Source organism: Nocardiopsis changdeensis (assembly GCF_018316655.1).
GTDB classification, from domain to species: Bacteria; Actinomycetota; Actinomycetes; order Streptosporangiales; family Streptosporangiaceae; genus Nocardiopsis; species Nocardiopsis changdeensis.
The window spans coordinates 1,041,363-1,056,284 of the sequence record NZ_CP074133.1 but is presented as its reverse complement, the minus strand read 5'-3'; the positions used below and the strand labels follow the sequence as shown (position 1 = coordinate 1,056,284).

The following is a 14,922-nucleotide window of genomic DNA, read 5'->3' as shown; positions in this document are numbered from 1 at the left end:
GCATTCTTCGGCCCCACCGGGGTAGGACAGGCTCAGTCCCGACGGCCGCCCCCTGCCGTCCGCGACCACGCAGCACCGCGAAGTACCGCGCCCCCGACGGCACCCCCCGGCGGACACGCGGGCGCCAACCACGGGGTTTCGGGGAGGTCGGCGCCGTCCATGGGTGAAGCAGTAGCGTCCGCGCTCGCCGAGCTGGCCCGGCGCGACGGGCGGTCGGCGGAGATGGCCCGGCAGGCCCTGGACACGCTGGCTCCGGGCAACGACCTGGAGGGCCTCAACCAGCACGCCGTCCAGCGGTTCTGCTGGTTCGAGCTGCCCGCCCGGTTCTCCCGGGCCGACCGGGAGCCCGCGCTGCGCGCCCTGGGCTCGCTGTTCTCCCTGCTCCAGCTGCACCGGTACGCGCAGATCTGCGCGGCCCCGGCCACCGCCCACCTGCTGTCGGCCCACGAGAGGGACCACGGCGCCGGGGTGGCCGTGTACGAGCGGCTGATGTGGGAGTCCGGGGTGGAGCCGCCGGACCTGCCCGAGCTGACCTGGGGCACCGTGGTCGGCGACGCCGAGATCCGGGCCCGGCAGGAGACCGCCTCGGCGCTGGAGCTGGCGATCGTCCTGGGCGACGTGCGGCCCGGGAAGCAGGGCTGGCGGCACGCCCAGGAGCGGTTCACCCGGTCCTTCCTGACCCGGCCCGACGACCGCGGGCTCAGCCACCTGGACCGGATCCGCGAAGAACGGGTGCGGGCCTGGCTGTCCTCGCCCGCCCACCCCCACCGCAGGCACCTGTGGCCGCTGGTGGGCCGGATCATCGCCGGCGCCGACGTGCCGCGCACCGCCGACACCGCCATGGCCCCCCTCCAGCGGCTGCTGGACCTGGCCGAGGACGGGATCGCGCTCACCCAGATCGGCTACATCTCCCCCGGGGTGGTGCGGTCGATGTGCGAGGACTTCGGCTGGCGCACCTCCCCCGAGCCGCCGCGCAGCGAGACCGACGCCACCCAGCTGATCGCCCTGCACCAGATGATGCGGGGGATGCGGGTGGTGCGCAGGTCCGGCCGCCGCCTGGTGCTGACCCGGCGCGGGCGCCAACTGCGCGCCGACCCCGAGGAGATGTGGCGGGCCGCCACCGAGACCCTGTGCCGCACCGGCGGCCCCGAGCAGGCGGCCGCGGAGACCCTGCTGGGCATGCTGCTGTCGCGCACCCCGCAGGGCAGCGGCTCGCACTCCCGGCGCGGGGAGTCGGACATGATCGCCGCCGAGCAGCTGCTCACCGGGTCCGGGTGGACGCCGCCCGAGCCGCAGAGCCCGTCGGGGCGGCACGCCGCCTCGCACCGGCGCACCGCCGAGGCCGCCTCCGACCAGGTGCGCGCCATGGTGATGTCGGTGAGCTGGCTGCTGGACGCGCTGGGGCTGCTCACCGAGGACGACGGCTGCGGCCACCGGGAGCTGACCGCCGCCGGGCGGGTGTTCGCGCTGGCCAGCCTGCACAAGTCGGCGGTGGCGCCGCGCGCGGTGGTCTGACCGGCGGCCCGGCGGGAGGGGGCCGGAACGGCGCACCGCTGCCGGGCACCCGCTGCGGACCGGTGCCCGGCAGGGCCTAACCTGGAGCGCGGACAACCCGCGCGACCAGCAGGAGCATCATGCCCACGCCCGAACCGGCCCCGGGGTCGGAGCCGACCGACGCGCCCGACACCCCGCGCACGGACACCGCCGACCCCTGGGAGCGCATGCCCGAGGGCGCCCTCAACCGTCCGGAGCTGGCCGAGCGCGGACCCGGCACCGGGGCGCCGGCCAAGGAGGCCGGGAAGCCCGGCGAGGGCGGCGGGGACGACGCGGAGGACTCGGGCCCCGGGGACGGGGGCGAGGACGGGGAACGCTCCGGGGGCGTGTTCGACTTCCTGCCCAGCCCGGTGTTCGTGCTGGTGCTGGGCCTGACCGTGTTCGCCGGGTGGCTGTCCTGGCGGGCCGTGGAGCTGGACTGGGCCCCCGAGGGCACCAACGTCACCCCGCTGCTCCCGCCGCTGTTCATCCTGCTGGGCTGGATCGTCTCCTGCGCCGTGCACGAGTACGCCCACGCGCTCGCCGCGCACCTGGCCGGCGACCGCTCCCAGCGGGGCGGCGCCTACCTGCGCCTCAACCCGTTCGGGTTCCGGCACGCCTTCGCCGGGACCGTGCTGCCCGTGCTCTACCTGGGCTTCGGCGCCTTCGGCCTCAACGGGCCGCCCGCGTTCGTGGCGTGGGACCGGATCCCGCGCGGGCGGCGGGCGATGGTCGCGCTGGCCGGCCCGCTGGCGAGCCTGGTGCTGGCCGCCGCGCTGGCCGTCACCGTGTCGGTCCTGGTGCCGCCGGGCAACGACACCACCAACTGGGCGATCGCCGGGCTGGCGTTCCTGGCCTTCCTCAACCTGACCTCGGCGCTGGTCAACCTGCTGCCCGTCCCCGGCCTGGACGGCTTCGAGGTGCTCGCCGCCGCGCTGCCCGAGCGGCGGTGGGTGTCCGCCGCCCGGGTGAACGCGCTGTTCGGCTCCGTGGCGGTGTTCGCCGTCCTGTGGTTCCCGGCCCTGCGGGACCTGTGGGTGGGCGCGGTCTACACGCTGTTCCGGACCGTCATGCCCAACCCGACGTTCGAGGGCACCGTGTTCCTGGGCGAGCTGCTGCTCCAGTTCTGGAACGCCTGAGCCGCCGCCCCCGCGACGTACGGCGAAGGGCCACCGCCGCGCGGCGGTGGCCCTTCGTCGTACCCGGGGTGTCGTCGCCCGGGCCCCCGGGCCCGGGGTCAGGCCCGGTCGTTCCGGGCGGCCGGGGAGGACGCGGCCGGGAGCCCGGCCAGGAAGGGGTTGCTCCCCCGCAGGCCGCGCACCACCGCCACCGCCAGTACCACCATGGACCCGAAGAGGTAGCCGTAGTGGAGCAGGTGGCTGGTCAGCACGATGTCGCCGCCCGGCATGTACATGGTGAGCACCATGGCCACGGCCACGAAGCCCAGGGAGAAGGCCACCCCGCCCGAGACCCCGCGGGCCCCCCACGCGCACAGGCGGCACAGGCCGTACAGGGCCCCCAGCAGTGCGAGCAGTCCCGCCACGCCCAGCACCTGGGCGAGGGGCCCCGCCTCCCAGTAGCGGGTCAGCCAGCCCGCGCCGGTCGCCGACAGCAGCCCGACCGCGGCCCCCGACGCCGCGAGCACCGGGAAGGTGAGCGCGGTCAGGACCGCGGCCAGCACGGGGTCGTCCTGTCCGGGAGCCTCGTAGGGGGCCGGGGAGGCCCCCGCCACCGGGGCGGGGCCGGGCCGGACGCCGCCCTCGCCCGCGCTCACAGGCCCTCGAAGAGGTCGGTCTCGAACTCTCCTGCCGCGCGGCGCCGGGTGGGTCCCAGCAGCAGCGTGAAGTACTCCACCGCGTCGATCTCCTGGGCGATGTCGTTGGACAGGGCGAAGCGCTCGCCGTCCACCGTGATCTGGGTGGCGTGGGCGCGCATCGCCAGCGCCTTGGCCGCCCAGTGGTCGGTGGCGTCGATCCGGGTGGTGACCAGCTCGTCCGGGGTACCCCGGGCGATGTCGGACACCGCGGCGGGCGGGGTGAACGGCCCCGCCTCCTCGTTGAGCCGGGCGATGGACGCCTCGATCACCGACACCGGCTGGGCGATCGCGTAGAGCTTGCGGACCTGCCACGGCGTGCCGGGCATCGACCGCTCCCCCGCCTTCACACAGGCGCGCCGGGTGATCCGGTGGGCCTGGACGTGGTCGGGGTGGCCGTAGCCGCCGTACTCGTCGTAGGAGACCACCACGTGCGGGCGGACCTCCCGGACGATCTCCGCGAGCAGGCGGGCGGCCTCCTCGGCGTCGGCGTTGCAGAACGCCTCGGGGCGCTCCGCGGAGGGCGTGCCCGCCATCCCGGAGTCGCGGTAGTGCCCGGCGCCGCCGAGGAACCGGTGGTCGCGCACCCCCAGGGAGACGCAGGCCTTGTCCAGTTCGCCGACCCGGTGGTCGCCGAGGGTGTCGTCGCGGTCGGCCGTCAGGTGCGCGAGGTCGGCGGGGATGACCTCGCCCTCCTCGCCCAGGGTGCAGGTCACCAGGGTGACCCCGGCACCTTCGGCCGCGTACTTCGCCAGCGTGGCCCCGGTGACGATGCTCTCGTCGTCGGGGTGGGCGTGCACCATCATGAGTCGTCTGTCGGTCACCACGTGGTGAACAATACCGGCCGCATGCCCGCGATTCCTCCCGAACGGCCAGGTGGGGCGCGGATTCGGCGCGGAAGCGGGTACGGACGCGGGGCGCGGGCGGGGGCGCCCGTCCACAGGGGCCGCGCGGGAACCGGAGATGTGGGCCACAATCGGACCCATGAGCTTTCCTCGCCAACAGGCACGTACCCAGCGCTTCACCATCGGCGTCCCGCGCTCCTTCGAGGTGTCCCCGGACGGGCGGCGCGTCGCCTTCCTGAGAGGGCGCGACGGCGTCGACACCGCCACGTGCCTGTGGGTGCACGAGGCGGAGGAGGACACCGAGCACGTGGTCGCCGACCCGCGCGCGCTCGGGGCCGACGACGAGGACCTGCCGCCGGAGGAGCGGGCGCGCCGGGAGCGGCTGCGCGAGAGCGGCGGCGGCATCGTGTCGTACTCGGTGGACGAGGCGTTCACCCGCGCCGTGTTCGCCCTGTCCGGCCGGCTCTTCTACGTGGACCTCGTGGGCGACCGCGCCGAGCCGCGCGAGCTGCCCGCCGCCACCCCGGTGGTGGACCCGCGGATCAGCCCGGCGGGCGACCGGGTCGCCTACGTCAGCGGCGGCGCGCTGCGGGTCATCGACGTCGCCGGCGCCGAGCCCGACCACGGCGACCGGGCGCTGGCCTCCCCCGACGGCGACGGCGTCACCTGGGGCCTGGCGGACTTCGTCGCGGCCGAGGAGATGGGCCGCTACCGCGGGTTCTGGTGGGCGCCCGACGGCTCGGCGCTGCTGGCCGCCCGGGTGGACGAGTCCCCGGTGGTCCGCTGGTACGTGGACGACCCGGCCGCCCCCGAGCAGGAGCCCACCGCTCTGCGCTACCCCGCGGCGGGCACCGACAACGCGCGGGTGCGGCTGGCCGCCCTGCCGGTGGCGTCCTCCGCCGCGTTCCGCCGGGAGGGCGCCCCGGAGCCGGTGTGGATCGACTGGGACCGGGAGGCGCTGCCCTACCTGGCCACCGCCGGGTGGACGACCGGCCCGGACGGCTCGCCCACCGTGGTGTTCACCGCGCAGAGCCGCGACCAGCGCACGCTCACCCTGTTCGGCGCCGACCCCGCGACCGGGCTGGCCATGGAGACGCGCACCGAGACCGACGGCGTGTGGGTCGAGCTGATGCCGGGCGTCCCCGCCCACACCGCCGCGGGCGACCTGGTGTGGATCGGCCGCGAGGGCGGGACCGGCGAGCGCCGGGTGTTCGTGGGCGCCGACGCCGTCAGCCCCGCCGACGTGTACGTGCGCGGCGTGGTGGACGTGGACGGCGACCGGATCCTGTACTCGGGCTCGCCCGCCGACCGGCCCGGCGACGTGTCGCTGTGGCTGGTGGACCTGGGCACCGGGCTGTCCGCCCCGGTCGAGCTGCCCGGGCACGGCTGCTCGACGACGGCCGACGCCTCCGCCCACAGCGGCCTGCGCTCGGGGCGGCTGCGCGGCGGCACCCTCGTGGTGCAGCACCGGTCGATGGAGTTCCCCGGGGTGCGCACCCTGGTGGTGCGCGGGGCGGCCACCGAGACCCGGCGGGCCTTCGGGTCCATCGAGAGCCTCGCCGAGACCCCGGACCTGCCCGAGCCGCGGGTGGAGTTCTGGCGGGCGGGCGAGCGGGGCATCCCGTGCGCGCTGGTGCTGCCGTCCTGGTTCCGGGAGGGGCAGCGCCCGCTGCCGGTGCTCATGGCGCCCTACGGCGGCCCGCACGCCCAGCGGGTGCTGCACGCGCGCGGCGCGTTCCTGACCGCCCAGTGGTACGCCGACCAGGGGTTCGCGGTGGTCATCGCCGACGGCCGCGGCACCCCCGGCATCGGCGTGGAGTGGGAGCAGGAGATCCACCTGGACCTGGCCTCGGGGGTGCTGGAGGACCAGGTCACCGCGCTGCGGGACGCCGCGGAGCGGTTCGGCTGCCTGGACACCTCCCGGGTGGGGATCCACGGGTGGTCGTTCGGCGGCTACCTGGCGGCGCTGGCGGTGCTGCGCCGCCCGGACGTGTTCCACGCCGCGGTGGCGGGCGCCCCGGTCATCGACTGGCGGCTGTACGACACCCACTACACCGAGCGGTACCTGGGGCTGCCCCAGGACGACCCGGGCGTGTACGAGCGCAGCTCGCTGCTGGAGGACGCGGCCAAGCTGGAGCGCCCGCTGATGCTGATCCACGGCCTGTCCGACGACAACGTGGTGTTCGCCCACACGCAGCGGATGTCCTCGGCGCTGCTGGCGGCGGGGCGCAGGCACACGGTGCTGCCGCTGTCGGGGGTGACCCACTCGCCGTCGGACCCGACGGTGTCGGAGAACCTGATGCTGCTCCAGGTGGAGTTCCTCAAGGACTCCCTGCGCGACGGGGCCTGACCGGCCCCGGGCCGGGCGCCCCGGGGGCGCCCGGCCGGCGGGGTCAGTAGGTCGGGGCGGCGGCGATCTCGGACTCGTCGGGGACCGGGATCTCCACGGGCTGCCCGAAGACGAACGCGATCCGCTCGTACTCGGCGTCCTCCTCCATCTCTCCGGTGGACCCGTAGGAGTGGAAGTGCTGGAGGTTCCCCTCCTCGTCCACCCAGACGTCGAAGGTCACCTCGGTGTCCTGGCCCCTGACCTCGGCGGGCGCGGTGCCGGTGTAGTGGTGGCCGCTGCGGCCGGTCACGTCGTAGGCGTCCTGCATCTCCTGGGGGTAGTCCTCGTAGGGCGTGGGCTCCACCCCCAGGTAGGTGATCTCGGCCTCCTCCACGAGCACCTCGTCCACCGAGGCGAGCACACGCTCCCACCACTCGCCCGGGTTTCTCTCCGTGGCCGGGTCGTCCGGCCCGGGGCGGTAGTAGTCGCCCTCGACCACGCCGACGAGGTTGGAGTCGGTGCGGGCCAGCACGTCGTCGGGCCCCTCCCCGACGTGCAGGGTGAAGTAGATGGCCGGGCCCGCGTTCATGACCATCTGCCGGACGGGCTCGGGGTCCTCGGTGTACCGGAGGAGCACGTTCGAGTTGTCCTCGAAGGTCTCGGCCGACCGCTCGAAGTGGCTCACCTCGAACTCCGGCGCCTCCTCCGCCAGGGCGACGGCCTCGGTGATGACGGCCGCGCCGTCCGCCGGGTCCCGGGCGACCGCGGGCCCGGCGGGCTCGGAGGCGTCGGCGGACTCCGGGGCCGCCTCCCCCGGGTCCCCGCCGGGGTCCGCCTCCCCGCCGTCCGGGCGCACGATGAGGAACGTCGCGACCAGGGCCGCGACCAGGCCCGCGGCGCCGGCGGAGACCAGGAGGGCGCGCCGCGGCCGGCGGATCCGCTCGGGCGCGCCCGCGGTCACGCCGCGCCATTCGGCGGCGAGCATGGCGGGCACCACGCGGGTGGGGTCCGAGGCCGGCGGGGCGTCCACGCGGGTGGCGCTCCACGCCCCGGTCACCTCGGCCAGGACCTCTGCGGCGGTGGGCCGGTCGGCGGGGTCCTTGGACAGGGCTCGGCGCACCGTCGGCAGCAGTTCCGGGGGCAGCCCGGTCAGGTCGGGCTCCTCGGTGCGGGTCCGGTGGACCACCACCTCCACCGGGCCGCCGGCGAAGGGGTCGCGTCCGGTGGCCGCGAACGCCACCAGGCAGGCCCAGGCGAACACGTCGGAGCGGTCGCTCGCCGGGACGCCGTTGTACTGCTCCGGCGCCATCCAGCCCGGGGTGCCGAACAGGCCGCCGGTACGGGTGAGGGCGGTGCCGTCGGTCGCCCGGGCGATGCCGAAGTCCAGCACCTTGGGGCCGCCCGGCGACAGGATCACGTTGCCGGGCTTGAGGTCGCGGTGCACCACCCCCGCCGCGTGGATCGCCACCAGGGCCTCGGCCAGGCCCGCGGCCAGGGAGACCGCCATCCCCCCGGTGAGGGGGCCGTTCTTGCGGACGTGGACGCGCAGGGTGTCGCCGGGCACGTACTCGGTCGCCATCCAGGGCGCCTCGGCGCCGGTGTCCGCCCCGAAGTAGGCCGCGGTGCAGGTGGCGCTCACACTCGCGACCAGGGAGACCTCTCGGGCGAACCGGGCCCGGAAGTCCGGGTCGGCGGCGTACTGGGGATGGACGACCTTGACGGCGGCGCAGGACCCCGCGGGGTCGATCCCCGCGTAGACGGCGCCCATGCCGCCGGCCCCGATGCGCCCGACGACCCGGTAGGGGCCGATGCGCTCCGGGTCCGTGGCGGCGGGCGGGGTCGCACCCGGGGGCAGGCTGTTCTCGTCGAAGGGGCGGGGGTCGGGGTTCAAGGGGGGATCTCCTCAGCAGGGGTCGTCAGGTGGGGCTGATGATGCAGCCCTCGGGCTGGCCGCCGAAGGCGGGGTCGTAGCGGCCCAGGTACGGGAAGCCGGGGTAGGGGTCCCTGAGCGGCCCCGAGCCCTCGGGGGCGCCGTGGCAGAAGCCCCCGGGCTGGTCCGCCGGGGCACTGCGGTCCTCGCCCAGGGCGGCGTCGGGCAGGTAGTAGACCCTCCCCCCGGGGATGCCGAAGAAGTTCACGGAGAACTCCGCCACGGGGTCGTCCGGGCCGGTCTCCGCCAACTGCCCGGCCTCGCTCGACCTGGCGAAGTCGAGCCGTTCGTCGCCCTCGGTGAAGTACTGGACCCAGGCGAAGTCCCGTCCGTGCACGCGCAGCGACCCGAAGTCCGGCAGGTACTCCACCCGGACCTCGACCCTCAGGGTGCCGGTGTGCTGGCTCGATCCGGCGAAGGTGATCCGCATCTGGTCGAGGGTGGTGCCGTCGGCCCCGACCAGGGAGCGGACGACCGTCGGCTCGGTGTCGGAGGCCGGCTCCACCACCACGGTGCCGTTCTCGTAGAGGTCGCGGTACTCCTCCGGGACGTCGGCTGGTACCGGGTCGGCGGCCGTCCCCTGGGCGGGGTCGGCCGAGGGGTCCTCCGCGGCGGAGCCGCCGGAGGTCCCCCCGCCGGCCGGGCCGTCCGGGGGCAGCAGGGCGGACGCGGTGGCCGCGGTGACGGCGACCGCCGTAGCGGCGGCGGCCATCGCGAGGACGCGGCCGTGGCGGCGCGCCCAGGGGCGGCGGGGCGGGGCGATCCGCACCCAGGATTCCGGGACGGCGTCCACCGGGGGCAGGACGGCGGCCCAGGGCCCCACCACGGTCTCGGGCAGGGCCGCGGCCGCCTCCGCGGCGGAGGGCCGCCGGGCCGGGTCCTTGTCCAGGGCGGCGGCCAGGACCGGGCGCAGCGCGTCGGGGACGCCGTCGAGGGCGGGCGGGGCGGACAGCACCGCCGAGATCACCCCCTCCTCCGTGCCCGAGCCGAACGGGCCGCGGCCGGTGGCGGCGAACACCGCCATGCACGCCCAGGCGAACACGTCGGAGCGGTCGCCGGCGGCCTCCCCCCGGTACTGCTCGGGGGCGATCCACCCCGGGGTGCCCACCAGGGCGCCGGTGCGGGTCAGCGCGGTCTCCTCCGCGGCGCGGGCGATGCCGAAGTCCAGGACCCGGGGCCCGTCCGGGGACAGGATGACGTTGCCGGGCTTGAGGTCGCGGTGCACGACGCCCGCGGCGTGGATCCCGGCCAGCGCCCGCGCGGTGACGCGGGCGAAGTCGGCGAGGAACCCGGCGGGCAGCGGGCCGCCGCCGCGCACCCGGGCGTCCAGGGTGGGGCCGGGCACGTACTCGGTGGCCAGCCAGGGGACGCCGGCACGGGTGTCGGCGGCCAGGAAGCGCGGCACGCCCTCGCCCCGGACGCGGCGCACCAGCCGGACCTCGCGGGCGAAGCGGTCGCGGAAGTCCGGGTCGGCCGCGTACATCGCGTGGACGAGTTTGAGGGCGGCGCGCCGGTCGCGGTCGTCCAGGGCGGCGTACACGGTGCCCATGCCGCCGGCGCCGAGGCGGCCGACGATCCGGAAGGGGCCGACGGTGCGGGGGTCCCCGGCCTGCAGGGGGGACACGCCGACGGGGCCCGGCCGGTGGGGCGTCGGGGGGTGGTTCAAGGGAACGTCGATCCTCGCTCGGTTCCAGGGGGTGGGGGTCACCTTCCGTGACCGCTCCTTACGATACCGAGTTCCGGAAAAAGGTTCCCGGGGCCGACGGGGGATCGCGTGCGGGCGGTCGTAACCTGGGCCCATGCGTTCGTATGCGGCTCCCCTGGCCCTGGTGGCCGACCTGGTGTGCGTCCTGGTGTTCGTCGTGATCGGGAAGACCGACCACGGGACCGGTACCGCGGTCGGGGCGGTGCTGTCGACCGCGTGGCCGTTCCTGGCCGCCGCCCTGCTGGGGTGGGCGGCGTCCCGGGCCTGGCGCGCGCCGGCGGCACTGTGGCCGACGGGGGTGTTCGTGTGGGCGATCACCGTGGTCGGGGGCATGCTGCTGCGGCGGTTCGTGGGCGAGGGGACGCCGCTCTCCTTCGTGATCGTCACCTCGCTCTTCCTGGCCGCCGCGATGCTGGGCTGGCGGGTGGTCGCACTCCTGGTCACGCGGAGGCGACAGAGAGCCGCCTGATCGGCCAGACTGGGAGGAGAGCCCGCCCCCAGCGAGAAGGAGCCCCCTGTGGCCGATCCCGTCACCATCGCCCTGGCCACCGCCGTCGTCACCGGCATGGCCTCCAAGATCTCCGAGCGCGCGAGCGAGGCCGTCGGCGAGGGTCTGAAGCGGCTGCGGCGGGCCGTCTTCAAGCGCTTCCGCGGCGACGAGGCGGCCCAGGACGCCCTGGACGAGGCGATGCTCGACCCCGACGACCTCGCGGCCGTCGAGGCGGTGGCAGGGCACCTGGAGCGGATCGCGGCCCAGGACCCGGAGATCGGCGCCCTCGTGCGGGAGCTGGGCGCGCAGGTCGAGGTCGGCCAGGAGGGCGAGGGGAACGTCGTCAACCAGATCCACGGCGACGTGAGCGGCCGCGCCAGGGTCGTCCAGGGCCGGGACTTCCACGGGGACATCCACCTGTAGGCGGTACCTAAGCTGGGGTGCGATGAACGAGAACCCCGGCACCCCTGGTGAGGACGAGGCGCGCGAGGTCGGCGTCGGCCCCTGGACGGGCCCCTGGCCCGAGGGCGACCACTACGACCCCGAGCTGCTGGCGGGCGGCGACCGGCGCAACGTCGTGGACCGCTACCGCTACTGGCGCCGGGAGGCGATCATCGCCGACCTCGACACCGTCCGGCACCCGTTCCACGTCGCGGTGGAGAACTGGTCCCACGACTTCAACATCGGTTCGGTGGTGCGCACCGCGAACGCGTTCGGGTGCGCCGCCGTGCACATCGTGGGGCGGCGCCGGTGGAACCGGCGGGGGGCGATGGTCACCGACCGCTACCAGCACGTGCACCACCACCCGGACACCGGGGCGCTGGTGGAGTGGGCCGCGCGGCGGGACCTGCCGCTGATCGGCATCGACAACCTGCCCGGCGCGGTGCCGCTGGAGACCTACCCGCTGCCGCGGGACGCGGTGCTGGTGTTCGGCCAGGAGGGCCCGGGGCTGTCGGAGGAGGTGCGCTCGGTGTGCCGCGCGGTGCTGTCGATCGCCCAGTTCGGGTCCACCCGGTCGATCAACGCGGGGGCGGCCGCGGCGATCGCGATGCACGCCTGGGTCCGGGCGCACGTTTTCGACCAGAAGGTGCCGGAAACGGTCACACCCCAGCGGCTCCCGTGACTCATTCGTGATCTAACATGGCCGGGTAGACGACCCCCTATTGGAGAGTCAACGCATGACTGCGACTGTGACCGCCGGTTCCCGGGCCGCGACGACGGAGGACGTGCCCGGGGTGGCGCGCGTTCTGAGCCGGGCCCTGTACGACGACCCCCTCTTCGAGTGGCTGTTCCCCGACCTCGAACTGCGGATGGCCAGGACCCGCCGCATGCTGGCGCTGACCGCCGGGTTCGGCTACGTGCCCTTCGGCGACACCCGGGTCGTGGAGGTCGCCGAGGAGGGCTCGGACCCCGTGGTCCGCGGCGCCGCGCTGTGGGCCCCCTACACGACCAACCCCGAGGGCCGCCTGGTGTCGCTGCGCATGTGGCCGCACTGGGGCCAGCTGCTGGGGCGGGCCCGGGCGACGGGGTTCGTGCGGGTGTTCGCGGAGTGGAAGATCGCCGCCCCGCAGGAGCCGCACCTGTACCTGGCGGCGCTGGGCGTGGACCCGGCGATGGCCGGGACCGGCCTGGGCGGCGGGCTGCTCACCGCGGGCCTGGACCGGGCGGACTCCGCGGGCCGGCCGGTCTTCACCCAGGTTCTCAACGAGAAGAGCCTGGGCTTCTACGAGCGCTTCGGCTTCCGGGTGGTCGGCGAGGCGTCCACCCCGGACGCGGTGACGAGCTGGTTCCTGCGGCACGACCCCTCCTGAGACCGGCCCGGACCGGGCACGCGGCCCCTCCCGTGACCCAGCCGTGAACCACCGTGGGGCCGCCGAACGAGGGGACACCACCATGACCAGCGCGCCGACGCGCACCGTGCGCACCGCCACCATGGACGACCTGCCGGGGGTGGCGCGCGTCCTGGGACGCGCCTTCCAGGACGACCCGCTGTTCCTGTGGCTGTTCCCCGACGACGAGCGCCGCGTCGCCCAGGGCACCCGGGCCAGTGCCCTGATGGCGGGCTTCGTGTACGTCCCCCTGGGGTACTCCGCCCTCGTCGAGGCCCGGGAGGACGACGACCGCGGACCGGTGGTCCGGGGCGCCGCGCTCTGGTCGCCGCCGGCCGGGGAGGGCGGGGGCGCGGCCGCCGCCCTGCGCTCCCTGCCGCACTGGCTGGAGCTGGTGGGCCCGGCACGCCTCCCCCGGATCCTCCGCTACTTCTCCGCCCTGGCCGCGCACGCCCCCCGGGAGCCGCACTGGCACCTCCAGGTGCTGGGCGCCGATCCGGCGGCGGGGCGCTCTGGGATCGGGGCCCTGCTGCTCCGGGCGGGCCTGGAGCGGGCCGACGCCGACGGGGCCCCGGTGTACCTGGAGACGATGAACCCGGCCAACGTCGCGTACTACACGCGCTTCGGGTTCGCGGTCACCGACACCGTGGCCGAGCCGGGCACCCCGCTCACCCACCTGATGCTGCGCCCGCCCGCCTGAGGGCCGTGCCATCCTGGCCCGTATGGACATCCGCGGGATCTCGCACCACGTCGACCACCTGACCGAGGAGCGCGCCGCCGCGGACATGCGCGCCATCCGCGCGGAGCTGCACTGCACGGCGGTGATGCCCATCGGCTCCGACCTCGCGCGCCTGCGCGCCGCCTCGGAGGCGGCGCTGGCCGCGGGCCTGGAGGTCTGGGTGCGGCCGCGCTGCGCGAACCGGCCGGCCGCCGAGCACATGGAGCACCTGGCGGCGGCCGCCGCCATGGCCGAGGAGCTGCGCGCCGCCCACCCGGGGCGTGTCACCCTGCTGGTGGGGACCGAGTTCTCGCTGACCGCCCCGGGCCTGCTGCCGGGGCCGGGCGAGTTCACCCGGGTGCAGGTCATCCGGCGGCCCCGGCTGCTGCGCCTGTTCTCCCGGCGGATGAACCGGCGGCTGCGCACGCTGCTGGAGACGTCCCGCGAGGTCGCCCGGGAGCACTTCTCCGGGCCGCTCACCTACGGCGCGGGGCCCTGGGAGGACGTGGACTGGTCGGGGTTCGACGTGGCGGGGGTGAACCTGTACCGCCAGGGCACCGACACCGAGGGGTACGCCCGCCGCCTGCGGGAGCTGGTGGCGCGCCTCGACCGGCCGCTGGTGGTCACCGAGTTCGGCTGCGGCGCCTACCGGGGCGCCGAGGTGCGCGGGGCGGGGTCGTTCTTCGCGGTGGACTGGTTCGCCGATCCGCCCCGGCTGCGCCGGGGGATCGTGCGCGACGAGTCCGTGCAGGCCCGGTACCTGGCGGAGCTGCTGGAGCTGTACCGGGAGAGCGGCGTGCGGGGCGCGTTCGTGTTCACGTTCTCGATGCCGGGCTTCCCCCACAGCCCGGACCCGGAACTGGACCTGGACGCCGCGGGCTTCGGCGTGGTCCGCCCCTCCGCGGACCTCTCCTCCTGGGAGCCCAAGCAGGCCTTCCACGCCGTCGCGGAGCATTACGCGGACGCCGGGGACGGCGATAGCCTCCGGGCATGAACCTCACCCTGGACCTTCCCCCGGACCTGTGGGAGCACCTGCGCGAGATCGCCGGCTCCGAGGGCACCGACGTCGGAACGGCGGCCGTCGCCGCCCTGCGCGACCACCTGGACCTGCGCCGCGCCCAGGTGCGCCGGTGCGCCGAGGAGATCGCGTCCGAGGACGCCGAACTGCTGGCGAGGCTCGGCGAATGACCCGGCACCTGACGCGCGGCGACGCGCTGGAGATCGCCGGCGTGATCCTGCCGCCGAACGTGTCCGTGCGCGACGCCGACCTGCTGGACGCCGCCCTGGCCCGCCCGGGGGACACGGCCTTCGGTGCCGAGGCGTACCCGGACCCGTGGCTCAAGGCGGCGGCGCTGCTGCGCTCGGTCCTGATCGGGCACCCGCTGTCGGACGGCAACAAGCGCCTGGCCTGGACCTCGGCCAAGGCGTTCCTGCGGCTCAACGGGGTCGCCTGGGGTCCGGTGGACCAGGACGCCGCCTACGACCTGGTCATCGCGGTCACCACCGGGGAGCTGGTGGAGGTCGCCGAGATCGCCGAGCGGCTGCGGGGCCTGCCCCCGCGGGCATGACCGCCCGGACACGGCAAAGGGTCGCCCTGGAGGGGCCGGGGCCGGGAAAGGGCGTCACCGGGGCCGGTCCGCCGGCGCCCCGGACCGGCCCGGCGGGCGCGGAACCCCGGACACGGGGAGGGGCCGCACCCCGGCAGGGGTGCGGCCCCGGGCCTCGCGGGG

General features: G+C 75.7%; 15 protein-coding genes. 11 read left to right on the top strand and 4 right to left on the bottom strand.

Features of this window, described 5'->3' with window-relative positions; genetic code table 11:
- The first annotated feature begins 159 nt into the window (after positions 1-159).
- Positions 160-1,515, top strand: a complete 1,356-nt coding sequence (locus KGD84_RS04995; protein WP_220564928.1) for a hypothetical protein — start codon at positions 160-162, stop codon at positions 1,513-1,515.
- 119 nt (positions 1,516-1,634) lie between these two features.
- A complete protein-coding gene (locus KGD84_RS04990; RefSeq protein ID WP_220564927.1) occupies positions 1,635-2,672 on the top strand; it encodes a site-2 protease family protein in 1,038 nt (345 codons plus the stop codon).
- A 98-nt stretch (positions 2,673-2,770) separates the two neighbouring features.
- Here the strand turns inward: KGD84_RS04990 and KGD84_RS04985 are convergent, their stop codons facing one another.
- Positions 2,771-3,307 carry a hypothetical protein gene (locus KGD84_RS04985; RefSeq protein ID WP_220564926.1) on the bottom strand — a complete coding sequence of 179 codons (537 nt, stop codon included), beginning with the start codon at positions 3,305-3,307 and terminating at the stop codon, positions 2,771-2,773.
- Positions 3,304-4,170 carry an N-acetyl-1-D-myo-inositol-2-amino-2-deoxy-alpha-D-glucopyranoside deacetylase gene (gene mshB / locus KGD84_RS04980; RefSeq protein ID WP_220564925.1) on the bottom strand — a complete coding sequence of 289 codons (867 nt, stop codon included), beginning with the start codon at positions 4,168-4,170 and terminating at the stop codon, positions 3,304-3,306. Before mshB ends, KGD84_RS04985 begins: the two co-directional genes overlap by 4 nt.
- 160 nt (positions 4,171-4,330) lie before the next feature.
- On the opposite strand from mshB, the gene KGD84_RS04975 reads away from it, so the two are divergent.
- Positions 4,331-6,541, top strand: coding sequence for a S9 family peptidase (locus KGD84_RS04975; RefSeq protein ID WP_220564924.1), 2,211 nt, complete (start codon positions 4,331-4,333; stop codon positions 6,539-6,541).
- 43 nt (positions 6,542-6,584) lie between these two features.
- On the opposite strand, the gene KGD84_RS04970 is transcribed toward KGD84_RS04975, so the two are convergent.
- On the bottom strand, positions 6,585-8,411 hold the full coding sequence (locus tag KGD84_RS04970; RefSeq protein ID WP_220564923.1) for a serine/threonine-protein kinase: 1,827 nt from the start codon (positions 8,409-8,411) through the stop codon (positions 6,585-6,587).
- A 25-nt stretch (positions 8,412-8,436) separates the two neighbouring features.
- Entirely contained in the window at positions 8,437-10,116 is a 1,680-nt protein-coding gene (locus KGD84_RS04965; protein ID WP_255647055.1) for a serine/threonine-protein kinase, read from the bottom strand.
- Positions 10,117-10,249: 133 nt separating this feature from the next.
- Between KGD84_RS04965 and KGD84_RS04960 the strand changes: the two genes are divergently transcribed.
- From KGD84_RS04960 to KGD84_RS04925, 8 genes are all read left to right on the top strand, one after another.
- On the top strand, positions 10,250-10,624 hold the full coding sequence (locus tag KGD84_RS04960; RefSeq protein WP_220564922.1) for a DUF3054 domain-containing protein: 375 nt from the start codon (positions 10,250-10,252) through the stop codon (positions 10,622-10,624).
- 48 nt (positions 10,625-10,672) lie between these two features.
- A complete protein-coding gene (locus KGD84_RS04955; RefSeq protein WP_220564921.1) occupies positions 10,673-11,068 on the top strand; it encodes a hypothetical protein in 396 nt (131 codons plus the stop codon).
- Between the two features lie 22 nt (positions 11,069-11,090).
- On the top strand, positions 11,091-11,768 hold the full coding sequence (locus KGD84_RS04950; RefSeq protein ID WP_220564920.1) for a TrmH family RNA methyltransferase: 678 nt from the start codon (positions 11,091-11,093) through the stop codon (positions 11,766-11,768).
- A gap of 55 nt (positions 11,769-11,823) precedes the next feature.
- Positions 11,824-12,456 (top strand): GNAT family N-acetyltransferase, encoded by a 633-nt coding sequence (locus KGD84_RS04945; RefSeq protein ID WP_220564919.1) that lies wholly within the window; start codon positions 11,824-11,826, stop codon positions 12,454-12,456.
- A gap of 82 nt (positions 12,457-12,538) precedes the next feature.
- Positions 12,539-13,174, top strand: coding sequence for a GNAT family N-acetyltransferase (locus KGD84_RS04940; RefSeq protein WP_220564918.1), 636 nt, complete (start codon positions 12,539-12,541; stop codon positions 13,172-13,174).
- Positions 13,175-13,196: 22 nt separating this feature from the next.
- Positions 13,197-14,186: a hypothetical protein gene (locus KGD84_RS04935; RefSeq protein ID WP_220564917.1), complete on the top strand. Its 990-nt coding sequence runs from the start codon at positions 13,197-13,199 to the stop codon at positions 14,184-14,186.
- Positions 14,183-14,380, top strand: coding sequence for a CopG family transcriptional regulator (locus KGD84_RS04930; protein ID WP_220564916.1), 198 nt, complete (start codon positions 14,183-14,185; stop codon positions 14,378-14,380). The genes KGD84_RS04935 and KGD84_RS04930 overlap by 4 nt, the downstream gene beginning before the upstream one ends.
- On the top strand, positions 14,377-14,760 hold the full coding sequence (locus KGD84_RS04925) for a type II toxin-antitoxin system death-on-curing family toxin (RefSeq protein ID WP_220564915.1): 384 nt from the start codon (positions 14,377-14,379) through the stop codon (positions 14,758-14,760). Before KGD84_RS04930 ends, KGD84_RS04925 begins: the two co-directional genes overlap by 4 nt.
- Positions 14,761-14,922: the final 162 nt, after the last annotated feature.